Annotated in this window: 22 protein-coding genes and 1 pseudogene; 10 read left to right on the forward strand and 13 right to left on the reverse strand. The window is 72.9% G+C overall.

Features of this window, described 5'->3' with window-relative positions:
- Positions 1-48: 48 nt before the first annotated feature.
- Both FKD65_RS03020 and FKD65_RS03025 read left to right on the forward strand, forming a co-directional pair.
- Positions 49-621: a TetR/AcrR family transcriptional regulator gene (locus tag FKD65_RS03020; protein ID WP_240809945.1), complete on the forward strand. Its 573-nt coding sequence runs from the start codon at positions 49-51 to the stop codon at positions 619-621.
- 108 nt (positions 622-729) lie between these two features.
- Positions 730-1911, forward strand: coding sequence for an acyl-CoA dehydrogenase family protein (locus FKD65_RS03025; protein ID WP_141576027.1), 1182 nt, complete (start codon positions 730-732; stop codon positions 1909-1911).
- 42 nt (positions 1912-1953) lie between these two features.
- Here FKD65_RS03025 and FKD65_RS03030 read toward each other — a convergent pair whose 3' ends face one another.
- The 3 genes from FKD65_RS03030 to FKD65_RS03040 all read right to left on the reverse strand — a co-directional run bounded on the left by FKD65_RS03030 (position 1954) and on the right by FKD65_RS03040 (position 4575).
- Positions 1954-2745, reverse strand: coding sequence for an enoyl-CoA hydratase/isomerase family protein (locus tag FKD65_RS03030; protein WP_141576028.1), 792 nt, complete (start codon positions 2743-2745; stop codon positions 1954-1956).
- Complete coding sequence (locus tag FKD65_RS03035) at positions 2742-3707, reverse strand: alpha/beta hydrolase (protein ID WP_141576029.1); 966 nt, start codon at positions 3705-3707, stop codon at positions 2742-2744. The genes FKD65_RS03030 and FKD65_RS03035 overlap by 4 nt, the downstream gene beginning before the upstream one ends.
- Before the next feature lie 73 nt (positions 3708-3780).
- A complete protein-coding gene (locus FKD65_RS03040; RefSeq protein ID WP_141576030.1) occupies positions 3781-4575 on the reverse strand; it encodes a gamma-glutamyl-gamma-aminobutyrate hydrolase family protein in 795 nt (264 codons plus the stop codon).
- Positions 4576-5186: 611 nt separating this feature from the next.
- Between FKD65_RS03040 and FKD65_RS03045 the strand changes: the two genes are divergently transcribed.
- Positions 5187-6251 (forward strand): globin domain-containing protein, encoded by a 1065-nt coding sequence (locus FKD65_RS03045; protein WP_240809946.1) that lies wholly within the window; start codon positions 5187-5189, stop codon positions 6249-6251.
- A 6-nt stretch (positions 6252-6257) separates the two neighbouring features.
- On the opposite strand, the gene FKD65_RS03050 is transcribed toward FKD65_RS03045, so the two are convergent.
- From FKD65_RS03050 to FKD65_RS03065, 4 genes are all read right to left on the reverse strand, one after another.
- Positions 6258-7058, reverse strand: a complete 801-nt coding sequence (locus tag FKD65_RS03050) for a helix-turn-helix domain-containing protein (RefSeq protein ID WP_141586306.1) — start codon at positions 7056-7058, stop codon at positions 6258-6260.
- Positions 7059-7178: 120 nt separating this feature from the next.
- Positions 7179-7901 carry a dienelactone hydrolase family protein gene (locus FKD65_RS03055; RefSeq protein WP_141576032.1) on the reverse strand — a complete coding sequence of 241 codons (723 nt, stop codon included), beginning with the start codon at positions 7899-7901 and terminating at the stop codon, positions 7179-7181.
- 60 nt (positions 7902-7961) lie between these two features.
- Positions 7962-8759 carry an FAD-dependent thymidylate synthase gene (gene thyX, locus FKD65_RS03060; protein ID WP_141576033.1) on the reverse strand — a complete coding sequence of 266 codons (798 nt, stop codon included), beginning with the start codon at positions 8757-8759 and terminating at the stop codon, positions 7962-7964.
- A 93-nt stretch (positions 8760-8852) separates the two neighbouring features.
- Positions 8853-9611, reverse strand: a complete 759-nt coding sequence (locus tag FKD65_RS03065; RefSeq protein WP_141576034.1) for an SDR family NAD(P)-dependent oxidoreductase — start codon at positions 9609-9611, stop codon at positions 8853-8855.
- Between the two features lie 60 nt (positions 9612-9671).
- Between FKD65_RS03065 and FKD65_RS03070 the strand changes: the two genes are divergently transcribed.
- Genes FKD65_RS03070 through FKD65_RS03080 form a run of 3 tightly spaced genes read left to right on the forward strand, consistent with a single transcriptional unit; the run spans position 9672 to position 12823 of the window.
- Entirely contained in the window at positions 9672-10133 is a 462-nt protein-coding gene (locus tag FKD65_RS03070; protein ID WP_141576035.1) for a MarR family transcriptional regulator, read from the forward strand.
- A 54-nt stretch (positions 10134-10187) separates the two neighbouring features.
- Positions 10188-12248: a molybdopterin-dependent oxidoreductase gene (locus FKD65_RS03075; RefSeq protein WP_141576036.1), complete on the forward strand. Its 2061-nt coding sequence runs from the start codon at positions 10188-10190 to the stop codon at positions 12246-12248.
- 56 nt (positions 12249-12304) lie between these two features.
- Positions 12305-12823 (forward strand): DinB family protein, encoded by a 519-nt coding sequence (locus FKD65_RS03080; protein ID WP_141576037.1) that lies wholly within the window; start codon positions 12305-12307, stop codon positions 12821-12823.
- Between the two features lie 98 nt (positions 12824-12921).
- Here the strand turns inward: FKD65_RS03080 and FKD65_RS03085 are convergent, their stop codons facing one another.
- Positions 12922-13323, reverse strand: coding sequence for an NUDIX domain-containing protein (locus FKD65_RS03085; RefSeq protein WP_205718529.1), 402 nt, complete (start codon positions 13321-13323; stop codon positions 12922-12924).
- 74 nt (positions 13324-13397) lie between these two features.
- Here FKD65_RS03085 and FKD65_RS43905 point away from each other — a divergent pair, with 74 nt between their 5' ends.
- Positions 13398-13556: a hypothetical protein gene (locus FKD65_RS43905; RefSeq protein WP_168220925.1), complete on the forward strand. Its 159-nt coding sequence runs from the start codon at positions 13398-13400 to the stop codon at positions 13554-13556.
- Between the two features lie 87 nt (positions 13557-13643).
- Here FKD65_RS43905 and add read toward each other — a convergent pair whose 3' ends face one another.
- The gene (add, locus tag FKD65_RS03090) at positions 13644-14669 is read right to left on the reverse strand and encodes an adenosine deaminase (RefSeq protein WP_205718530.1); all 1026 of its coding nucleotides are present in this window, start codon (positions 14667-14669) and stop codon (positions 13644-13646) included.
- 98 nt (positions 14670-14767) lie between these two features.
- On the opposite strand from add, the gene FKD65_RS03095 reads away from it, so the two are divergent.
- Positions 14768-15739: a YafY family protein gene (locus FKD65_RS03095; protein WP_141576039.1), complete on the forward strand. Its 972-nt coding sequence runs from the start codon at positions 14768-14770 to the stop codon at positions 15737-15739.
- Between the two features lie 58 nt (positions 15740-15797).
- Here the strand turns inward: FKD65_RS03095 and FKD65_RS03100 are convergent, their stop codons facing one another.
- From FKD65_RS03100 to FKD65_RS03105, 3 genes are all read right to left on the reverse strand, one after another.
- A complete protein-coding gene (locus FKD65_RS03100; RefSeq protein ID WP_141576040.1) occupies positions 15798-16715 on the reverse strand; it encodes an SDR family oxidoreductase in 918 nt (305 codons plus the stop codon).
- Positions 16716-16784: 69 nt separating this feature from the next.
- Positions 16785-16931 (reverse strand): GPGG-motif small membrane protein, encoded by a 147-nt coding sequence (locus tag FKD65_RS43910; protein ID WP_165959128.1) that lies wholly within the window; start codon positions 16929-16931, stop codon positions 16785-16787.
- Positions 16932-17209: 278 nt separating this feature from the next.
- Positions 17210-19375 carry an anthranilate synthase component I gene (locus FKD65_RS03105; protein ID WP_141576041.1) on the reverse strand — a complete coding sequence of 722 codons (2166 nt, stop codon included), beginning with the start codon at positions 19373-19375 and terminating at the stop codon, positions 17210-17212.
- A gap of 332 nt (positions 19376-19707) precedes the next feature.
- Here FKD65_RS03105 and FKD65_RS03110 point away from each other — a divergent pair, with 332 nt between their 5' ends.
- The gene (locus FKD65_RS03110; protein ID WP_141576042.1) at positions 19708-19959 is read left to right on the forward strand and encodes a DUF3311 domain-containing protein; all 252 of its coding nucleotides are present in this window, start codon (positions 19708-19710) and stop codon (positions 19957-19959) included.
- A 4-nt stretch (positions 19960-19963) separates the two neighbouring features.
- The gene (gene mctP / locus FKD65_RS03115; RefSeq protein WP_141576043.1) at positions 19964-21574 is read left to right on the forward strand and encodes a monocarboxylate uptake permease MctP; all 1611 of its coding nucleotides are present in this window, start codon (positions 19964-19966) and stop codon (positions 21572-21574) included.
- A 234-nt stretch (positions 21575-21808) separates the two neighbouring features.
- Here the strand turns inward: mctP and FKD65_RS03120 are convergent.
- Positions 21809-22384, reverse strand: a pseudogene (locus FKD65_RS03120) (RNA-guided endonuclease InsQ/TnpB family protein); the annotation flags it as partial.
- Between the last annotated feature and the right edge of the window lie 299 nt (positions 22385-22683).

Below are 22683 nucleotides of genomic sequence, written 5' to 3' on the forward strand. Positions count from 1 at the left end.
GACCGGCATCCTGGAGGGCGACGACACATGGGCACCGCGGGTCGTTCCGTGCGCGAATCCCTGCTGGACGCCGCGGCGGACCTCCTGGTGGAGCGCGGCTACCGGGCCGTCCGGATGCTGGACGTCGCCGCCGCCGCCGGGGTCAGCCGGCAGACCGTCTACAACGAGTTCGGCGACAAGTGGGGCCTCGCGCAGGCGGTCGTGATCCGCGACAACGAGCGCTACCTCGACGGAATCGACGCGGTGCTGTCCGAGCACGACGACCTGTACTCGGCGGTGGTCGCCGCCGTGACGTTCTCGCTGGAGACCTCCGCCGACGACCAGCTGAAGAAGGCGGTGCTGACGGGCGCGGGCGGCGACGAGATGCTGCCGCTGCTCACCACGCAGGCGGAGCCGGTGCTGTTCGCCGCCAGCGCCCGCATCGCCGAGCACGCGCTGCGCCAGTGGCCGGATCTGGACCGCGCGGCGCTCACCGAGGTCGCCGACGCGGCCGTGCGCCTGACGATGAGCCACATCATGCTGCCCTCCGGCCCCCCGGAGGTCTTCGCCCACTTCGTCGCCCGCATGGTGACCCGCTACATGGCCGCCACCGCGCGGGCCCAGGGCCGCGCCGGCCGGTGACGGCCGGGCGGGCGCCCCTCCGCCGACCCCGCGTCAGTGACCACTTACTCCGGTCGGCTACCGTGAGCCGCGCGAGAGTCGACGAGGGAGCTTTGCGAGGGAGGCGCGATGGACTTCGACCTGCCGGAGGGCGCGGCCGCGGTGCGGGAGGGCGTCCTGGCGATCGCCGGGAAGTACGACCAGGACTACTGGAGCCGGTGCGACACCGACAAGCGGTGGCCCGAGGAGGTCTGGCGGGAGCTGGTCGACGGCGGCTGGCACAGCCTGGCGATACCCGAGGAGTACGGCGGCGGGGGCCAGGGGCTGCTGGAGCTGGCGGTGGCCCTGGAGGCGCTCGCCGAAGGCGGCGCGGGCGGCGCCGCGTCGTTCATGTACCTGCTGACGCCCGCGTTCGGCGGGCTCACCATCGCCCGGCACGGCACCGCCGAGCAGAGGCGCGAGTTCCTGCCGGGGATCGCCTCCGGCGAGATCGAGACCTGCTTCGCCGTCACCGAGCCGGACGCGGGCAGCAACGCGATCAACATCGCGACCCAGGCGCGCCGCGACGGCGACTCCTACCTCGTCAGCGGCCAGAAGATCTGGATCTCCGGCGTGGAGCGCGCCGACTTCCTCGTCCTGGTCACCCGGACGATCCCGGCCGCGGAGGCCCGTCCTCGCACGGCCGGCTTCACCGTCCTGCTCGTGGACGTCAAGGAGGCCGTGGCCGAGGGCACGCTGACCTACCGGCCCATCCCGAAGCTCGGCACCAACACCGTCGCGTCCAGCATGGTCTTCCTGGACGGTGTGCGCGTGCCCGCCGAACGCGTCCTCGGCGAGCCCGACCAGGGCTTCGCCGTCCTGTGGGACATCCTCAACCCCGAGCGGATCCTCGCCGCCGCGGGCGGCGTCGGGTCCGGCGGACTGGTGCTGAAGATCGCCTGCGAGTACGCCGGCGAGCGCTCACCCTTCGGCACGCCGATCGGGGCGCACCAGGGCGTCGCGTTCCCGCTCGCGCGGATCAAGGCGCAGCTGGAGCTGGCGCGGCTGATGACCTACAAGGCCGCCTGGCTGTGGGACCGGGGGCGGCCGTGCGGCTCGGAGGCCAACATCGCCAAGCTCACCGCGGCGGACGCGGCCTGGCAGGCGGCCGACCGGGCGTTCCAGACCCACGGCGGCATGGCGTACTCGCTGGAGTACCCGATCGCCCGGATGTTCCGCGACGCCCGCATCGGCAAGAACATCCCGGTCGCCGAGGAACTCGTCCTCGCCCACATCGCCCAGCACGAACTGGGGCTCCCCAAGTCGTACTGACCAGGGCCGGACGGGTAGCCCCCGGTCGAGCGCGGGCCGCGCTCAGGTGAACCGGGGCGGCCGCTTCTCCCGGATCGCCGCGACGCCCTCGCGCACGTCGGGGCCGGTGAACCCGAAGAACTCCATCGCCAGGGAGGCGTCGAACGTCGGCCCGGCGAGGCGCAGCCAGTTGTTCAGCGCGTGCTTGGTGAACGACAGCGCCTCGGCGGGCCCGGCGGCGAGCCGCCCGGCGATCTCCAGGGCGCGCTCGTGCACCCGCTCGTCGTCCACGCACAGCGAGACCAGGCCGATGCGCTCGGCCTCCTCGCCGGTGAGGACGTCGTTGAGCAGCAGGTAGTACTTGGCCTTCGCGAGCCCGCACAGCAGCGGCCACACGATGGCCGCGTGGTCGCCGGCCGCCACGCCCAGCCGCGTGTGCCCGTCGATGATCTTCGCGGTGCGGCCCGCGACGGAGACGTCGGCGAGCAGCGCCACCGCGAGCCCCGCGCCCACCGCCGGGCCCTGCACCGCGCTCACCACGGGCTTGGAGCAGTTCAGCACGTTCATCACGATGTCGCGGGCCTCGCGCATGATCCGGCGGCGGGAGGCGTGGTCGGTCATCATCTCCTCGATCATGGCGAGGTCGCCGCCGGCCGAGAACGCCGTCCCCTCCCCCCGCACGAGGACCACCCGCACCTCGTCGTCGGCGTCGGCGTCCCGCCAGATCTCCGCCAGCTCGCGGTGCCCGGTGGTGTCGACCGCGTTGAGCTTGCCCGGCGTGCTGAGCGTGACCCGGAGCACCCCGTCCGCCGCCCAGTCGATCCTCAGCCGCTCGTACGCGCCGTACCGCGTCATGCCGCACTCCCCTGCCGCGAGTGGTCGTCGAATGCCGCGCGCAATCGTCGCACAGCGAACTCCACCGCCTCGGCACCGGCGTCGAAGATCTCGGGCAGCAGGAAGAAGGAGTGCACGACGCCGTCGTAGCGGCGCAGCTCCACCGGCACGCCGGCCGCGGCGAGCCGGCGGGCGTACTCCTCGGCCTCGTCGCGCAGGATGTCGCACTCGGCGGTGATGACGGTGGCGGGCGCGGCACCGGCCAGGTCCGGGGAGCGCAGCGGGGCGAGCCTCGGGTCCGACGGGTCGGCGCCGCCCCGGTAGAGCTCCATGAACCGGGCGAGCGAGCCGGCGTCCAGCCCGTACCCCGTCCCGAACTCCCGCCAGCTCGGGGTGTCCATCGCCGTGTCGGTCACAGGGTAGACGAGCAGCTGGTGGGCGAGCCGCACCCCGGCGTCCCTGGCCAGCAGCGCGCAGGCCGCGGCGAGGTTCCCGCCGGCGCTGTCGCCCGCGACCGCCACGGCCCCGTGCCGGACGCCGTACCGGCCGGGTTCGCGCGCCGCCGAGGAGACCACCGCCCACGCGTCGTCCACCGCCGCGGGGAACGGGTGCTCGGGCGCCAGGCGGTAGTCGACGCTCAGCACGACGCACTCCGCCGCGGCCGCCAGGTCGCGGCAGAAGGCGTCCACGTTGTCGACGCCGCCGAGCACCCATCCCCCGCCGTGCAGGTAGACGACGGCGGGCAGCGGCCCCCGCTCCGGCGGCAGCGGGCGGTACAGCCGCACCGGCACCGGCCCCCCGGGGCCGGGCACCTCGATGTCGCGCACCCGCGGGAGCTGCCGCCGCACGACGGGGAACACCGCGCCGATCCGCTCCCGCATCTCCGCGATCGCGGGCTCGGCGGCCGGGTCCCGTCCCGGCGGCGCGGCCGTCCACGAGCCGAGCAGTTCCAGAAAGCTCACGGTCTGCGGGTGCAGGGGCATGCGGCTGCCTCCGGGGGATGTCGGCGGGGTCCTCCCCACGGCTTCCCCGGTGGCCCGGCGATCAATCCCGGCGTCAGCGGCCCGCCGCGCCGACGGCGGCCCGCGCGACCGCCGCCGGCCTGCGGCCCGCGGCCTCCGCGACGAGGGCCTCGAACAGGCGCCGGTCGTCGCCCTCCTCGGGGTGCCACTGGACGGCGAGCCCGAAGCGGTGCCCCTGGAGCTCCACGGCCTCGACGACCTGGTCCTCGGCCCACGCGACGGCGGTCAGGCCCTTGCCGAGCCGGCTCACCGCCTGGTGGTGGCAGGTGGGCACGTCGGCCGAGCCGCCGAGGATCCTGCCGGCCAGGCTCGACTCGCTGATCCGCACCCGGTGCGAGCCGAACAGCCCGGCCTCCGGGGCGTGCCCCCGGTGCCCCACCGCCTCCGGCAGGTGCTGGACGAGGGCACCGCCGCGCACGACGTTCAGCACCTGCATGCCCCGGGAGATCGCCAGGAACGGCAGGTCCGCGGCCACCACGGCGCGGGCGAGGGCCAGCTCGAACCGGTCGCGCTGCGGCTGCGGCGGGCCGGTCTCGTAGTGCCGGAAGGCGCCGTACAGCTCCGGGTCGAGGTCGGCGCCGCCCGCCAGGACGACGCCGTCCAGCCGGGACACCAGGGTGTCCAGCCCGCGCAGGGTCGCGGCCGGAGGCAGCAGGACCGGGACGCCGCCGGCCCGCTCGACCGAGCGCGCATACGGAACCGGCAGCAGCGCGGCCTCGCGCACCCACAGCCCCCATCGGGCCGGCTCCTGGTAGGCGGTGATGCCGATGAGCGGCGGCGCGCCCTCACCGGCCGCGGGGCGCGGGACCCCGCGCGCGGCTTCTGACATGCGTGTCTCCCCCTCTGCTGGGCACCGGCGGCGGGACGGCGACGTACATGGGTGATCCGCCTGCCGGCCGCACGTCACCGTGCGTCACCCGCCCCCTCGCGCAGCCCCGCCCCCGGGCCCTCCTTCCGGCCAGCTTGCCGCACGGCGGGGATCCCCGCCGGGGAAAGCGCCGAGATGGGCGCGCGGCGCCGACACCGGCGCCGAGCGGCCCTCCGGGAACGGAGAGCGGAAAGACCGAGAATTCGGAAATCTTCTCCCCGGATGCAGGTTCTTCCTCCACATCCGGGCGGGTTCTTCCTGAACGTCGGAACGCCGATCTGATACTGATCAGTATGCGTTGACTCGGCCACTTACCATCTGTCACGGAGAATTGACGAGCAATTACACCGAGTAGCGATCTTGAAGCCCTTCGCCAGCAGTCTATTGAGTACCTGCGGTGATTGATGAGAGAATCTCACCGAGTCGGGCACCCGGCGCACACGGATCGACCGTCGCTCCTGCCGTCCGGCCACCGAAAACAGCCCGAAGGGGAGGCGTGCCGCCGAATGTCATCGGAAACTCGCGTCATCAAAGAATGCTTCGCACGCCTTGAGGCCGATCCGGCGGGTGCCATGAGTTATTTCTACGGCCGCCTTTTCGCGGCGCGGCCGCGGCTGCGCGCCCTGTTCCCGCCCGCGATGGGCGGCCAGCACGACCGGTTCTTCCACGCGCTCGGCCGCATCGTCTGGAGCCAGGACAACCCCGAGGAGCTCGCCCGCCACCTGGAGGGCCTCGGCCGGGGCCACCGCAAGTACGGGGTGCTGCGCGAGCACTATCCCGCCGTCGAGGACGCCCTGATCGCGACGCTGCGCGCCTTCGCCGCCGACGTCTGGACCGCCGGGGCCGAGGCCGCGTGCCGCGCCGCCTACCGCTCCGCGGCCGAGGCCATGGCCGGCGCGGCCGAGCGGGACGCCGCGGACGCCCCGCCGTGGTGGGTCGCCGAGGTCGTCCGGCACGACCGCCGCGCCTTCGACCTCGCCGTGATCACGCTGCGCCCCGAGCGCCCCCTGCCGTTCACGCCCGGGCAGCACGTCAGCGTGCAGTCGGCCCGCTGGCCCCGGGTCTGGCGGACGTACTCGATCGCGAACGCGCCCCGCCGGGACGGGACGGTGTCCCTGCACGTCAGGGCCCTTCCCGCCGGGTGGGTGAGCGGCGCGCTGGTCCGGCACACCGGTCCGGGCGACAGCGTGCTGCTGGGGCCGCCGGAGGGCACGATGACCCTCGACCCGGACTCCGGCCGCCCGCTCCTGCTGGTCGGCGGCGGCACCGGCCTCGCCCCGATGAAGGCGCTGGCCGAGCAGGCCGCCACCTCCGCCCCGGACCGCGACGTCCTGCTCGTCGTCGCGGCGCGCACCGAGGACGACCTCTACGACCTCCCCGAACTGCGGATGCTGGAGTACGCCCACCCCCGGCTCCACGTCGTCCCGGTGGTCTCCCGCGACCCCGCCCCCGGCACCGTCGGCGGCCGCGTGCCGGAGGTCCTGCCCCGGCTCCTGGACGACCTCGACGGCGCGAGCGGCCACGAGGCCTACGTGGCGGGGCCCGCGCCGCTCGTCCGCGGGACGGTCTCCGCCCTCCAGCGGCTCGGCGTGCCGCTGGAGAGCGTCCACCACGACCTGCTCACGGCCGGCGACTGAGGCCCGTCACCAGCCGGCGCGCTCCCGCAGGAAGCCGGTCGTCTTCGCGTCCGCCGGGTAGAACGACTCGATCGCGAGCTCGGCCACCGTGATGTCGACCGGCGTCCCGAAGGTCGCGATGGTGCTGAAGAACGACAGCTCGCGGCCGTCCACCCGCATCCGCAGCGGGACGAAGACCTCGTGCCCCGCGGGCGGGGCGATCGCCTCCCCCACGTCGCCGGGGAAGCTCCGCAGCTCCCGGTACAGCTGGGCGAGCGCCGAGTCCGCGGTCAGCGCCACATGCCGCCGGACCCGGTCGATCATGTGGGCGCGCCACTCCGCGAGGTTCAGGATGTTCTTGGCCATCCCGTCCGGGTGCATGCTGAGCCGCAGGACGTTCAGCGGCGGCTCCAGCAGCTCCGGCGGGGCGCCCTCCATGAAGAACGCCGCCGCGCCGTTGGCGTCGATCAGGTTCCAGAACCGGTCCACCACCACGGCCGGGTAGGGCTCGTGGCCGTCCAGCACCTGGCGGAGCGCCGCGCGGACCGTGTCCATCTTCGGCTCCTCGATCGGCGTCTCGTCGAACACCGGCGCGTACCCGGCGGCCACCAGCAGCAGATTGCGGTCGCGCAGCGGCACGTCCAGGTGCTCGGCGAGCCGCAGCACCATCTCCCGGCTCGGCGCCGAGCGCCCCGTCTCCACGAAGCTGAGGTGCCGCGTGGACACGTCCGCGTCCGACGCCAGTTCGAGCTGGCTCAGCCTGCGCCGCTGCCGCCATGCCCGGAGCTGGTCCCCGATCGGCCGCACGTCGCTCAACCCCGTCGTCATCGTCGTCACGCCACGACGCTACCGGCGCCCGGGTCAGGGCCGCGATTACGTCCGGGGTAAGGGGCGCGGTGAGGCCGGACCGCCGCGAGGGTCCGGCCACCGCTCCACCGGCCGACGCCTTTACGTTGTAGATTTTTTAGCGACGTGCTCGCCGAAGAACGCCAGGATGCGCTCCCAGCCGTCCGGGGCGTTCTCGCGGCCCTTCCCGAAGCCCATGACGATCTTCGCGATCGGGCCGAGCGGGGGCGGCGGGGTGAGGCCGGTGAGGAATCCGTGCCCGGTGCCCGGGTACTCCTTCACGTCGTGCGGCACCCCCGCCGCCGTCAGGGCCCGCTCCAGCCTGCCGGCCGCACCGCGCAGCGACGGGTCGGCCGCCCCGTAGCTCCCGACGATCGGGCACGCCCCCCGCAGCGACTCCTCCGGCCGGCGCGGCAGGATCCCGTAGTTGGCCGCGGCGGCCTTGAAGTCGTACCTCGCCGCCGCGACCAGCGCGAACCCGCCGCCCATGCAGAACCCGCACACCCCCACGTCGCCGGTGCAGTCGTCCCGGCCGGCGAGCCACGCGCGGGTCGCCTCGATGTGGTCGTAGGTCGGCCCGCGCTGGGCGCGCATGTCGCGCATCGCCTTGGCGACGCAGCGCACCCAGGGCGCCCCGCCGTAGAGGTCGGGCAGGACGGCGAGGTAGCCGTTGGCGGCGAACCGGTCGGCCTGGGCGCGCATGTCGGCGTTCGCGCCCATCGCCTCGAACACGATCACGACGCCCGGCCAGGGCCCCTCGCCCTCGGGAACGGCGAGGTAGCCCGGCAGCTCGCGGGCGCCCACCGGAATGGAGATGTCAGACATAGGGTCCAATAATTCCCCAACCGAGCCCGCCCGCCCAGACCCAGCGCGGACGGCGCGGGCTCAGACCTTGCGCCACTTCGGGACCCAGGAGCCGTCCTCGACGACGTAGTCGCCGAACAGGTCCGGGGCCTCCGTGCGCATCACCTCGCCGATCTTGCCGAAGAGCAGCCGGATCTCCTCCTCGGCGCCGGGCGCGGTGCGGTTCTCCAGCGTGTGGCGCAGGGTCCGGACGTTGGCCGTCCAGACCAGGCCGGTGCCGACGCCCTCGGGGGCGAAGCGGCGCATGAACGAGGTCTTGTGCTTCTTCTCCTTGAACGGCACGCCCTCGTCGTCCAGGCCGAAGTGCGCGGCCATCCAGCCCTGGAACTCCTCCATCTGCTCCAGCATGGCGGTGGCGCGCTTCATCAACTCGGTGTCCTCGCGGGCCCACTCGGGGAACCAGAAGGGGATGTCCTGCAACCGGACGAACCGCAGCGACTCCTGCGAGATGGCGACGCCAGGGCGGTGCCGCACGAGCTCGTGGGTCAGCACCCGGCTGACGTTGTGCAGGACGAAGCTGAAGCTGACGTGCTCCAGCACCGAGCCGTGCAGGCTGCGCAGGATGTTCTCCAGGTACTGGCCGGAGTCGGTGCGGATCTTGGTGACGTTGGGGTTGAGGCCCGGCTCCCAGGAGCGGTAGCAGAGCCGGCCCGCGAACTCGGCCAGGTTCTGCGGATCGTTCAGCTCGTCGTCGAGCTCGCCGCGGTCGAGCCGCTCCAGCCAGCCCTCTCCGCCCACGTCCCGCAGGTACCGGGCGACCTCGTCGTAGTCCAGTTCGGGCCGCGCAACGAGGTACACCTCGGGCTCGACGCTCTTCACTCTCGTTCCCCCTACCGTCGTTTCCTTCGCCCCTTAGGAAACCACCCCGGCTCTCACCTCGCGACATCAGGACGCGGTCCCCGTGCCCGGTGGTCAGCGGGTCAGGTGCCGGCCCCCCGCCACGGAGAGGACCTCGCCGTTGACGTGCCCGTTCGCCGCCGAGCCGAGGTAGGCCACCGCCGACGCGACGTCCTCGGGGGTGCAGATGCGGCCGGTCGGGGTCTTGGCGGCCTCGGAGTCGACGGCCTCCTGCCCGAGCCCGGGCGTGGACAGCGCCTTCTCGGTCAGGGTGAAGCCGGGGCGGACGACGTTGGCGAGGATGCCGTGCCGGGCCTCTCGCGCGGCGAGCACCCTCGCGGCCGTCTCCAGCGCGCCCTTGGCCGCGGGGTAGGCGACGGCGGCGGGCATCGGCTGGTCGACCACGTCGGAGGAGACCAGCACCAGGCGCCCCCACCCCGCACTCCTCATCCCGGCGAGGACGGCGTCGATCAGCTCCAGCGGCCCGATCGCGTTCGCGGCGAAGCCGTCCGCCAGGGTGTCCCAGGTCTCCGGAGCGCGCGCCGGCCAGGACACGGCGCTCGCGACCAGGACCGCGATGTCGCCGAGTTCACGCTCGACCTGGCGCACCGCCGCCCGGACCGTGTCCGGTTCGCGCTGGTCGATCCGGATCGCCGTCCCCTTCCCGCCCGCCTCGACGATCGAGTCGACGAGGGCGCGAGCCCTGTCCTCGCCGCCGTGCCAGCCCGCGGCCACCAGGGCGCCTTCCCGCGCGAAGGCCCTGGCGACCGCGCCGCCGATGGCACCGGAAGCGCCCGTGACCAGCACGACCCGGCCCTCGAGTCCGAGATCCATTGCTCCTCCATTACTTAGCCGACTATCTATTAGCCGACTATACATCAGTAGGATGGGGACGTGGATGCAGGCGAGGCGATGCGCGTCAACCGGGCGCTGAACAAGATGAGCAAGCTCTACCGCGCCGCGAAGGCGCGCAAGCTCGCCGCGCTCGGGCTCCATCCCGGGCAGGACGTGCTGCTGTGGATCCTGGCGCGGGAACCCGAGGGCATGACGGTCTCGCAGCTGGCGGCGAGCCTGGGCGTCGAGCCGCCCACCGCGACTCGCAGCCTGGCCCGGCTGGAGGGCGGCGGTTGGTTCCGGCGCGAGGCGGTCCCCTCCGATCGCCGCCAGGTCCGGATCGTGGTCACCGATGCCGGGCACGAGCTCGTGCCCGGCATCGAACGCGCATGGGCGGAGCTGGCCGAAGAAGCCTTGGGAGAGGCGAGCGCGGCCGAGCGCGAGGCCGCGCTCGGCGCTCTCGAGCGCGCCAACGACCGGCTGCGGGGTCTCGTCGGAGACGGCGTCCTCGCAGAGGAATGAGCTGCCCGTGGTGTGACGCAGACTTGAGGGGTTCGGCCGGCCAGGGGAGGTTCCATGACGTCGGAGCTGACGGTGCTGGGCGCCTGCCCGCTGGACTGCCCCGACGGGTGCTCATGGGTCGTCACCGTGCGGGACGGGGAGGCGGTCCGGCTGCGCGGCAACCCCGAGCACCCGTACACGCGCGGGGCCCTGTGCGCGAAGGTGAACCGGTGGCTGGAGCGCGCCGCCCAGCCGGACCGCGTCCTGCATCCGCTGCGCCGGGTGGGCGCCAAGGGCGAGGGCCGGTTCGAGCGCATCGGTTGGGACGAGGCGCTCGACGAGATCGCCGCGCGGCTGGAGGGGATCCTCGGTGAGTACGGCGGCGAGGCGGTCTGGCCGTACTGGGGGACGGGCACCCTCGGCTATCTGCAGGGCCTCGAAGGCTGCTCGGGGCGGCGCTTCTTCAACGTGCTCGGCGCCTCGGCGCACGATGCCAACATCTGCTCGGCGGCGGGCAGCGCCGGGATGGCGGAGGCGGTCGGCTCCCCCGGCGGCATGGACCCCGAGGACCTCGCGCACGCCCGGCTGGTCCTGCTGTGGGGCACGAACCCCCTGACGAGCGGCCACCACGTGTGGAAGTTCGTCCAGGACGCGCGGAAGGCGGGCGCGCACCTGGTCGCGATCGACCCGGTGCGGACCCGGACCGCGCGCCAGGCCGACGAGCACCTGGCGCCGCTGCCCGGCACGGACGGCGCGCTCGCGCTGGGCCTGCTCAACGTCGTGACCGGTCTCGGCGCGCAGGACTCGGACTTCCTGGCCCACCGCACGCTCGGGTGGGACGAGTTCGCGGCACGGGTCGCCGGGTACCCGCCGGACCGGGCCGCGCGCATCACCGGGATCCCGGCCGAGCGCATCATCGCGCTGGGAGAGCGGATCGCCCGCACCCGCCCCACCGCCATCCGCGCGACGCAGGGGCTCCAGCGGCACTCCGGCGGCGGGGCCGCCCTGCGCCTGATCGCCGCCATCCCGGCCGTGACCGGCGACTGGGCGCGGCGCGGCGGCGGGCTCGCGTTCTCCACGTCCGGCCACGTCAAGCTCGACAAGGCCGCGCTGTGGCGGGACGACCTGCGCCCCCGCCCCGTGCGCACGCTGTCGATGAGCCGCCTCGGCGAAGGACTGCTGGACGTCCGGGACCCGCCGGTCAAGGCCCTGTTCGTCATCGCCGCGAACCCCGCCGGGAGCACCCCGCACCAGAACAAGGTGCGCCGGGGCCTGGCCCGCGAGGACCTCTTCACCGTCGTCCTGGAGCAGTTCCCGACCGACACGGCGGACTACGCCGACATCGTGCTGCCCGCGACGGCGCAGCACGAGCACGCCGACCTGCACGAGGGCTACGGGCACCTCTACCTCACCTGGAACGAGCCGGCTGTGGCGCCGCCCGGCGAGTGCCTGCCGACGACCGAGACGTTCCGCCGCCTGGCGCGCCGGATGGGCCTGGAGGAGGCGGCCCTCTACGACTCCGACGAGAGCCTCGCCGAGCAACTGCTGGCCTCGGACCATCCTTGGATGGCCGGGATCACGCTGGACCGCCTCCGCAAGGAGGGTTTCGTGCGCATGCCGGTCCCCGACCCGTTCCTGCCGTACGCCGACGGGTTCCCGACCCCGTCGGGCCGGTTCGAGTTCCGCTCCCCCGCCGCCGGGCTCGCCGGATACGTCCCGCCCGGGGAGGTCGCCGACGAGGAGCTGGCCCGGCGCTACCCTCTCGCGCTGGTCTCGGCGGCCTCGCACGAGTTCCTCAACACCCAGTTCGCCAACAATCCGGAGCTCAGGCGCCGCTCAGGAGGCCTGACCGTCCGCCTCCACGAGGACGACGCGAGGGCGCGGGGCCTGAGCGACGGCCAGCGGATCCGGGTCGCCAACGACCGGGGCGCGTTCGAGGCCGTCCTGAAGATCACCGACGAGGTCCGCCCCGGCGTCGCGGCGACCTCCAAGGGCCACTGGGCCAAGCTCTCGGGCGGCTCCAACCCCAACGCCGTCGTCGACGAGCGCGACACCGACCTCGGCGGCGGCCCCGTCTTCCACGACACCCGCGTGGAGATCACCGCCCTCCCGGAGCCACCGCGGCCGCGGGGTTGACGGGCGGGACGATATTCCGTGGATCGCCAGGGTGCCCGTAGGCGAGGATCTTCCGCATGGTCTGGACTTCACCGGCGGTCGATCGCGCCGACTTCCCTTTCGCAGAGGACGAGCGTGCGTCCCTGGAGGCGTACCTGGACTTCCACCGCGCCACGCTCCTGCTCAAGTGCGGCGGACTGACCGGGGAGCAGCTCGCGTCGAGGCCGCTGCCGAGCACGAACCTGACGCTGCTCGGCCTCGTGCGCCACCTCGCGGAGAACGAGCGGTGGTGGTTCCGCCGCAACTTCGACGGGCAATCCGCCCTGGGAGATCTGTACTGCTCGGAAGAGCATCCCGACGGCGACTTCGACCTCGGCACCGCCGCCGGCGCGGAGGAGGACTTCGCCGTCCATTCCCGGGAGGTCGAGCTGGCCCGTCAGGCCACGAAGGGCCGGTCGCTGGAAGAGGAGTTCCCAGGAAGGAACGGCACGCTGACGCTGCGCTGGGTCTACCTCCACATGCTCGAGGAGTACGCACGCCACAACGGCCACGCCGACCTCCTGCGCGAGGCCATCGACGACTTCACCGGCGAATGAGAACCGGCTATGACCAAGGTGCGGGTCGCAGGAGTCGACGACTCCGCTGGGCGCGGCGGGAGCCGGGGCGGGGTGCGCCGGAGCGCGCGAGGGAGGTGTCAGCGGAGCTTTCCGGATTCGTGCAGGTGGTCGAAGATGATCTGGTCTACGGGGGACACGCGGTCGCGGTCGGCGTAGGTCAGCCAGGTGACTTCGGCGATCTCGTTGCTCGGGGCCGGCTCGCCTCGGTGGTCGGCGGTGTAGCAGGTCATCTGCACGGTGACGCCTTCGGCGTGGCCGTGCGCCTGCGCCCGGAAAGTGCCCAGGTGCGCGGCGGTCGCGGGGACGATCGCGACGGCGAGTTCCTCGTCGATCTCCCTGACCAGGGTGTCGAGGTCGGTCTCGCCGGGTTCGCGCTTGCCGCCGGGGAGGTAGTGGACGTCCTTGCCGTGCGACCGGGTGCTGAGGATCCTGCCGCCTTCGAGGCGGATCCAGGCGATCTTGTCGATGAGGGTGCTCACCGCCCCATCCTGCCGGGCCGGCGGCCTCCGCGTCATGATCTTTCCGGGCGGTACGGTGCGGCCCGGAGGGATCGATGACGTTTCAGGGCGATGCGGGCGCCGTGCTCGACCGGGCCAGGAGGTACGAGCGGCAGGGGCGGGCCTCCATCGCCGCGGCCGCCTACGCGGAGGCCGCCGCGGCGATGGAGGCCCGCGGCGACCTGGCGTCCGCCGCGGCGGTGCGGGCCCGGTAGGCGCGGGCCCTCGCCGCCGCCGGGCGGACCGGCGAGGCCCAGCGCGTCCTCGACGTCCTCGTCACCGGCCCGGGCGGCGCCGCGGGTTCAGCCCAGCGCGTCGATGTCGGCGAGGATCGCCTTGCGGCCCTCGGCGTCCAGCGACGAGGCCGCCACGGCGTTGCGGGCCAGGGAGGCCAGCTCGGCGCGGCCGAACCCGAACGCCTCGGCGGCGACGAGGTACTCGCCGGTGAGGGTCGTGTTGAACATGGGCGGGTCGTCGCTGTTCAGGGTGACGAACAGCCCCTCCTCCAGCATCCGCGGCAGCGGGTGGGCGGCGAGGTCCGCGACCTGGCCGGTGCAGACGTTGGAGGTCGGGCACACCTCCAGCGGAAGCTGCGTCTCGCGCAGGTGGGCGACGAGGCGCGGGTCGTCCAGGCAGCTGGTGCCGTGGCCGATGCGCTCGGCGCCGAGCCCCTCCAGGGCCTCCCAGATCGTCTCCGGGCCGGTCATCTCGCCCGCGTGCGGGAGGCTGCGCAGGCCGGCGGCGCGGGCGGCGGTGAACGCGTCGCGGAACGCGTCCCGGTGCGGCGGCCGGCACTGCTCGATGCCGCCGATCCCGAACCCGACGAGCGCCTCGGGCGGGTGCCGCAGGGCGTGGTCGAGGGTGCCGCGGGCGCCGTCGGCGCCGAACTCGCCGGGAATGTCGAAGATGTAGGCGACGCGGATGCCGAGCCGCTCGAAGGCGTCGCGGGCGGCGAGGTCGAGCGCCTCGGTGACCGCGGGCATCGGCATGCCGGCCCGCTGATGGGTGTAGGGCGTGACGGTCAGCTCGACGTAGCGGACGTTCTGCCCGGCGAGGTCGCGGGCGACGCCCAACACGAGGGTGCCGACGTCCTCCGGCGTCCGGACGAGGCTGGACACCGACTCGTACACCTCGGCGAAGTGCGGGAAGTCGCGGAACTCGTAGAAGGCGCGCAGCTCGCGCTCGTCGGCGGGGACGGGGCCGTCCGGGTGGCGGCGGGCGAGTTCGAGGACGGTCGGCACGGAGGCGGAGCCCACGAGGTGGACGTGGAGCTCGACCTTCGGGAGGGCGTCGACGAACGCCGCGATGCTGGTGTTGTCGGTAGGCACGCCGCGAAGCTAACAGCGATCCCACCTGCCGGAACAGAAGAACCGGCCGAACCTCCCAGGAAATTGTCAGAAACCCTCGCATTCGGCAGGATGGACCCGTGCGCGCTGCCAGACTGATCTCCGCGGTGCTCCTGCTGCAGTCGCGGGAGACGATGACGGCCGCCGAGCTGGCGCGCGAGCTGGAGGTGTCCGAGCGCACCGTGTACCGGGACATGGAGGCGCTGTCGTCGGCCGGGGTGCCGGTCTACGCCGACCAGGGCCGCGGCGGCGGGTACCGGCTGCTCAGCGGCTACCGGACGCGGCTCACCGGCCTCACCCGCGAGGAGGCCGAGGCGCTGTTCCTGTCCGGGCTGCCCGGCCCGGCCGGGGAGATGGGGCGGGCCGACGCGCTCGCGGCGGCCGAGCTGAAGGTCCTCGCCGCGCTGCCGAGGGCGCTGCGGGACGCGCCCGCCCGGGCGAGCCAGCGGTTCCACCTCGACGCGCCCGGCTGGTTCGGCGAGAGCGGGCCGCCGCCGCTGCTGCGCGACCTCGCCCGCGCCGTGTGGGACGACGAGACCGTGGAGCTGCGCTACCGCCGCAAGGACTCCGAGGTGGTCCGGACAGCCGAGCCGTACGGGCTCGTCCTCAAGAACGGCACCTGGTACCTGGTCGCGCGGACGGGCGGCGGGCACCGCACGTACCGGGTGGAACGCGTCGCCGCGGTCCGCCCCACCGGGGAGTTCTTCCACCGCGACGAGGACTTCGACCTCGCCGGCCATTGGCGCGGGCAGGCCGCCGCCTTCGTGCGGTCGATGCTGCGGGAGGAGGCCACGGTGCGCCTGTCCCCCACCGGGATGCGGATCCTGCGGTACGCCGTCCAGCCGCACGCGGCCCGGGAGGCCGCCGCGGCCGCGGGCGACCCCGACGAGCGGGGCTGGGTGGTGACGACGCTGCCCGTGGAGTCGGCGGCCGTCGCGATGTCGGAGCTGATGCGGCTCGGGCCCGAGGTCGAGGTCCTCGCGCCGCCGGAGCTGCGGGAGCGGATGGCCGACAGCGCCGCCCGGCTCGCGGAGCTGTACCGGACGGACTGACCGCCGCGGACGCGGCCCCGGCCACGGCGGTCGGTCCTGCCCGCGGGTTCGCCGGCGGCTACCGGTATCCGGTGACGTCGGCGGGGCGGCCCGCCGCCTGCACCTCGACGATGTAGCGCCAGGCGTCGGGGCGGCTTCCGTCCACGTCGGTGAACCCGTAGACCTGGGCGAGGCCGCCGCTGGACAGCGACGCCCCGTTCCAGCGGGCCCGGTCCGGGTCCGCGGCGAGGGCCGCGACGGCGCGTCCCACGAACGCCGGCGACTCGGAGATCGCGAAGTGCGGGTTCACCTTCGCGGCGTCGAGCCAGGTCTCCTCGGTGACGCCGTAGTTGTCGAGCATCGCCTCGGAGCGGAGCCATCCCGGCGTCAGCGAGACGGCCGTCGCGCCGTAGGGCTCGATCTCCACCGACTGGGCGAGCGCCATCCGGATGACGGCGCTCTTGGCCAGGTCGTAGAAGAGGCCGCATTCCTCGCGGTAGGCCGCGTTGTACTCGGCGGTCCCGTCAGTGATCTCCACGACCAGGCCGCCGGGCTCGCGGATGAGCAGCGGCAGGGCGTGGTGGCTGGTGATGGCGTGGGTGTCGACGGCCAGCCTGAGCATGTGCAGGCCGTCGTCGAGGGACTGCTCCCACAGCCGCTTGCCGAACTCGAAGAGGCGGTCGCCGCCCCAGACGTCGTTGACGAGGACGTCCAGCCGGCCGCGCTCGTCATCGACGCGGCGCACGAGGGCCGCGACCCGCTCCGGGTCGAGGTGGTCGACCTGGACGGCGACGCCCTCGCCGCCCGCGGCCGTGACCAGCTCGGCGGTCTCCTCGATCGTCTCGGGACGGTCCATCTCCGACCGGTGGGTCCGGGTGGACCGTCCCGTCACGTACACGGTCGCGCCCGCGGCGCCGAGCTGGACGGCGATGCCCCGTCCCGCCCCGCGCGTGGCGCCCGCGACCAGTGCGGTCTTTCCTTCCAGTGCACGGCTCATGGGGACGATGCTGGCATCGAAACCTGACAGGTCGCGTCAGGGTTACGCCCCGGTCGGCCGTGTTTTCGGTCAGGTGAAGATGCTCACCCCGCCGGGCCCGACGAGGAGTCCGACGACGATGAGCACGATGCCCCAGAGCAGGTCGCGCCGCGCGAGGATCACGTAGATGCCGGCGATCACCAGGATGACCGCGATGAGCCACAGGATTGTCATCATGGACCCCGGCGTCCCCCCACAGAACGCCAAGAAACCACCATCTTGTTATGGATAACCGAAATACCCGTTTCATACGCCGGGGGGAGGACGGGCCTCCCCCCGGCGCGGGATAACGGCGATCACCCGCGGCGCGGGAGGCGGCGCGGTGTGGCCGGGAACAAGTCTTCCGCCGGGACGGGAGCCGCGACAGGAACCTCAGGACCATTTCCCGGCCGCGGTCTCTAGTGCTTCGGAACTAGGACCCCCTCGCCCCAGGGGTCGCCGGTCCCCACGGCCCCTCAGCCTCGGGGACGGCAAAGGCGCAGGACGTTGGCGACGATCCGGTGCCCGGAGCCCCCGGCCGCGGTGAGGATCGACTCCGGATGGAACTGGACGGCCCAGCGCCGCCGCTCGGGGTCCTCGATCGCCATGACGACGTCCCCGGTCAGCGCCGTGACCTGGAACCCCTTCACCCCGCCGGGCGTGGCGTGCAGCGAGTGGTAGCGCGCGGCGGTGAAGTCGTCCGGCAGCCCCTCGAACAGCTCGCCGCCCGTGACCTTCACCTGGCCGGGCTTGCCGTGGGACGGCTCGGGCAGCAGCGCCAGCTCGCCGCCCGCGTGCTCGACCATGGCCTGGAGCCCGAGGCAGACGCCCAAGACCGGCAGGCCCCGGGCGTCCAGCTCGTCCAGGAGCGCGCGGGTGCCGAAGTCCCGCGGGCGCCCGGGGCCGGGCGACAGCACCACCAGGTCCGGAGCGTGCTCGTCCAGCAGCCGCACCGGGAAGCCGTGCCGGAGGGTCACCACGGAGGCGCCGTGCTGCCGGAAGTAGTCGGCGAGGGTGTTGACGAAGGAGTCCTCGTGGTCGACGAGCAGGACCGTGAGGCCCTCGCCCGGCTGCGCGGGCAGCGGGGCCTCCTGCGGCACGGCGGTCCCGGGCCCCTTGCGCGCGGCGGCGAGCGCGCTCAGCAGCGCGCTGGCCTTGAGGTGCGTCTCGCGCTCCTCCTCGTCCGGGTCGGAGTCGTAGAGCAGCGTGGCCCCGGCCCGGACGGTCGCGACGCCGTCGCGGATCTGCGCGGTCCGCAGCGTGAGGCCGGTGTTCATCGACCCGTCGAAGCCGACGAAGCCGACCGCGCCGCCGTACCAGCGGCGGGGCGAGTCCTCGTGGTCCTCGATGAACTGCATCGCCCACGCCTTGGGCGCCCCCGTGACGGTCACCGCCCACATGTGGGTGAGGAAGGCGTCCAGCGCGTCGAAGCCCGGCCGCAGCCGCCCCTCGATGTGGTCGACGGTGTGGATCAGCCGCGAGTAGATCTCGATCTGCCGGCGGCCGAGGACGCGCACGCTGCCGGGCACGCAGATCCGCGACTTGTCGTTGCGGTCCACGTCGGTGCACATGGTCAGCTCGGACTCGTCCTTGGCCGAGGACAGGATCGTGCGGATCTGCTCGGCGTCCTCCAGGGGGTCGGCGCCGCGCCTGATGGTCCCGGCGATCGGGCACGTCTCGACGCGGTCGCCGGAGACCCGCACGAACATCTCGGGCGACGCGCCGACCAGGAACTCGCCGTCGCCGAGGTTGAACAGGAACTCGTACGGCGCCGGATTGGACTCCCGCAACCGCTCGAAGAACGCGGCGGGGTCGTCGCAGCGCCCGTACATCGCGTGCCCCGGCGTGACCTCGAAGAGGTCGCCCCGGACGAACTTCTCCTTGGCGTCGCGCACCATCTGCGCGTACACGCCGGGGACGGGCTGCGGCGGAAGGCCGGCGCGCCGCCGGGCCGGCGTCGCCCCGGTGCCGCGCGGCAGCCCCGCCGTGCCGGCCCCGTCCACCTCGAACTCGTAGGAGATCCGGTGCGAGGTCTCGCGCTTGCGGTCGACGACCACCATCTCGTCGGGCAGGTGCAGGACGAGGTCGCGCTGGTCGTCCGGCCGCTCGAGCCGGGTCCGCAGCGGCTCGAACTGCAGCGACAGGTCGTACCCGAAGGCTCCGTACAGGCCGAGGTGGGGGTCGTCGCAGCGGAACAGGTCGACGACGGCGCGCAGGGCGGTGAAGACGGTGGGCTGGCGGCTGCGCTCCTCCTCGGCGAAGAAGCCCTCCGCGGGCGGGACGAAGATCTCGAACAGGCCGGGCTCGTCGGCCCGCACCTCACCGGTGGCGCGCAGCGCCCCGGCCAGGGCCGGCAGGACGACCCGGCCCCGCCCGTTCAGCGGCCGGACGGCGACCGTGCGGCCGCGCGCGACGATCTCCAGGCAGGGATCGGCGTAGGCCATGTGCCAGCGGCTGTAGCGGCCCGGGTACTCCATGCCGGAGCTGAGCACGCCGCCGCGCCGCTCCCCCACGGCGGCGACGAGGGCGTTCAGCGCGTCGGACTTGCGCTCGGAGTCGACCGGGGTCGCAATACGGCTCACCCGTACGCCCCCGGCCGTGACGAACTCGCTGGTCAGCGGCTGTCGTGAGACGATCTCCACCGCGGTGGCCCCTCATTTCGGGCCCCCACCGGGCGGCGACAACGCGAAACGACCGCCGGGTGAGGGCGGTCGCCTGGTCTGGAACATGCGCGAACCGGCACCGCCTCAGCGGCGCCACCACCACCGGGAGGCTGCGGTTCGCATGCGGCGAGGTTACCACGGACGGTTTCGCACCTGTCCCCTCGCTCCCCTGGAACGATCCACCGAAGTCGTGCCGCCGCCGATATCCGGCTGTGACCAGCGGGTGTGTAGGCTCGCCCGGCCGCACCCCCGGCACGGTCCCGCCACGCGATCCGGGCGGGCCGTGCGCGGGCGAGACGAGGAGGACCCCCATGACTCCCGAAGACTCCCGGGAACCGACTCCGACCCAGCCCCCGCCACCGGACGCCGACCGCACCGACCGCAGCCCGTGGAACTGGCTGCTGATCGTCCCGGTCGTGCTCCCCCTGCTCACCTTCCTCTACAACAGCGACAAGCCCCGCCTCGCGGGCTTTCCCGCCTTCTACTGGGTCCAGCTGGCCTTCATCCCGCTGGGCGTCGCCTGCACGGTCGTCGTGTACCAGATGACGAAGAAGCGGGGCTGATCCGATGGCACGCGACCACCTCACCGAGATCATCATCTTCGCCGCCCTGTTCCTGCTGGTCAGCGGGATGGGCTTCGTCGCCGCCCGGTGGCGGCGGCCCGACTCCATGCACAGCCTGGACGAGTGGGGCCTCGGCGGCCGCAGCTTCGGCAGCTGGATCACCTGGTTCCTGATCGGCGGCGACCTCTACACCGCCTACACGTTCGTGGCCGTCCCGGCGCTGGTGTTCGGCGCGGGCGCGGCGGGCTTCTTCGCCGTCCCGTACACGATCATCGTGTACCCCCTGGTATTCCTGGTACTGATCAAGCTCTGGTCGGTCTCGCACGTGCACGGCTTCGTGACGCCGGCCGACTTCGTGCGGGCCCGGTTCGGCTCCCCGACGCTGGCGCTCGTCATCGCGGTCACCGGCATCGTCGCCACGATGCCCTACATCGCGCTGCAGCTGGTCGGCATCGAGGCGGTGCTGAAGGCGATGGGCGTGCACGGGCACTGGCCGATCATCATCGCGTTCGTGATCCTCGCGGCCTACACCTACCAGTCCGGCCTGCGCGCCCCCGCGCTGATCGCCTTCGTCAAGGACGTGCTGATCTACCTGGTCATCATCGTCGCGGTGCTGTACATCCCGGCGAAGCTCGGCGGCTGGGGCGACATCTTCGACGCGGCCAAGGCCAAGTTCGACAAGACGCCCGCGCCCGGCGACGGCGTCACGATCGCGGGCAGCGGCCAGCTGAACTACGCGATGCTGGCGCTCGGCTCGGCGATGGCGCTGTTCCTCTACCCGCACAGCATCACCGGCGTGCTGGCCAGCAGGAACCGCAACGTGATCAAGCGCAACATGGCGGCGCTGCCCGCCTACAGCTTCGTGCTCGGCCTGATCGCGCTGCTCGGCTACATGGCCATCGCGGCGGGCGTGAAGCCGGTCACCACCGACGGGAAGCCCGACACCAACACCGTGGTCCCGCTGCTGTTCGACCACATGTTCCCGGACTGGTTCGCCGGGGTGGCCTTCGCCGCCGTCGGCATCGGCGCGCTCGTCCCGGCGGCGATCATGTCGATCGCGGCGGCGAACCTGTTCACCCGCAACATCTACAAGGAGTACATCCGCCGCGACGCCGACGCCAAGGAGGAGGCGACCGTCAGCAAGCTGGTCTCGCTGATCGTCAAGGCGGGCGCGGTCGTGTGCATCCTCGCGCTCGACCCCGAGTTCTCCATCGACCTTCAGCTCATCGGCGGCGTCATCATCCTGCAGACGCTGCCGGCGGTCGGGCTCGGCCTGCTCACCCGCTGGTTCCACCGCGGCGCCCTCATCGGCGGCTGGGCCGCGGGCATGGCCGCCGGCCTGTGGATGCTGTACCAGATCCCGAACCCGGTGAAGGGCAAGGAGCACTTCGGCGGCTCGGCCTACCCGCTCAGCGACCTCGGCCTGGACACCAAGACGACGGTGTACGTCGGCATGCTGGCGCTCGCCGTCAACGTGGTGGTCGCGGTCGCCGGCACCCTGGTCTGCAGGGCCGCCAAGCTCGCGGACGGCGAGGACGCGACGCGCGCGGCCGACTACCTCGCGGACGAGGGCGATCCGAGGGTCAAGGACATGGAGCTCAGCTCCAGCACCTGACCCGGCTCGCCTCACCGGCCAGGCACGACGACGGCCCGGTCGTCCGCTCCCGCGGACGGCCGGGTCGCCTCCCGCGGCCACGCGGGCGCCAGGCACCCGCAAGAGCGCCACCCGCTAAGCGGCCGACGGTTCAATTTCCACGACGTCCGCAGGTTCTCCCACCTGAAGGAGCACGGGCAGCCGCTCCCCACGACCTGCTGTGGCTGCCGGACTCCCCGAACCGAGAACCGAGATCTACGGCAAGACGTTGACTTCTTCTCCCGCCTGAAGGCGGGGGATTCCAGCGGTCGCCCGCTGGGCTTCCTGCTTCGCCGACGACGGCCCCGTCCGGGAGGTGTCCCGTTGAGGTCTTACACCGTCTCCACAGGCGGTCACCGCCAGCCCGGCGGCCAGGATGTTGCGCGCCGCGTTCACGTCGCGGTCATGCACCGCGCCGCACTCGCACGTCCATGCCCGGACGTCCAGCGGCAACTTGGCGCCGACGGTTCCGCAGGCCCCGCACAGCTTGGTGGAGGGGAACCAGCGGTCGACCACGACCAGGTCGCGCCCGTACCAGGCGCACCTGTACTCCAGCATGGAGCGCAGCTCCCGCCACGCCGCATCCGAGATGGCGCGCGCGAGCCCGCGGTTCTTCAACAGGTTGCTGACGGTGAGATCCTCGATCACGACCGTTCGGTTCTCACGGACGAGACGGGACGACAGCTTGTGCAGCAGATCGCGGCGCCGGTCGGCGATCCGCGCATGCACCCGGGCCACCTTCCGGCAGGCCTTGTCCCGGTTCGCCGACCCTTCGGCTTGTAGGCGGCGCGCTTGGTGAAGAAGTTGGTGAACGCGGTCTGGAGATGGCGCAGCGCCTGCTGGAGCGGGACGCAGGATACATCGCCCAGGAAGGCGAGCTTCGATGCGGGGCAACCCAGCGGACGCCGAAACGCTCCGGCTTCCCCGACCTGCTCCACAAGAGCCCGTTTCCTCCACGGTCTGAGCGGGGTATCCGCGGAGGAATCTCAATGACCGAGTCAATCCGCCTGCGCGTCGGCGGGGCGGATGAGACCCGGCCGCAGGGCTATCCTGCGGGCCATCGCCAGCGCCCTCGACCTGTCGATCAACTC

It is taken from the genome of Actinomadura sp. WMMA1423, assembly GCF_006547145.1.
Lineage (GTDB): Bacteria > Actinomycetota > Actinomycetes > Streptosporangiales > Streptosporangiaceae > Spirillospora.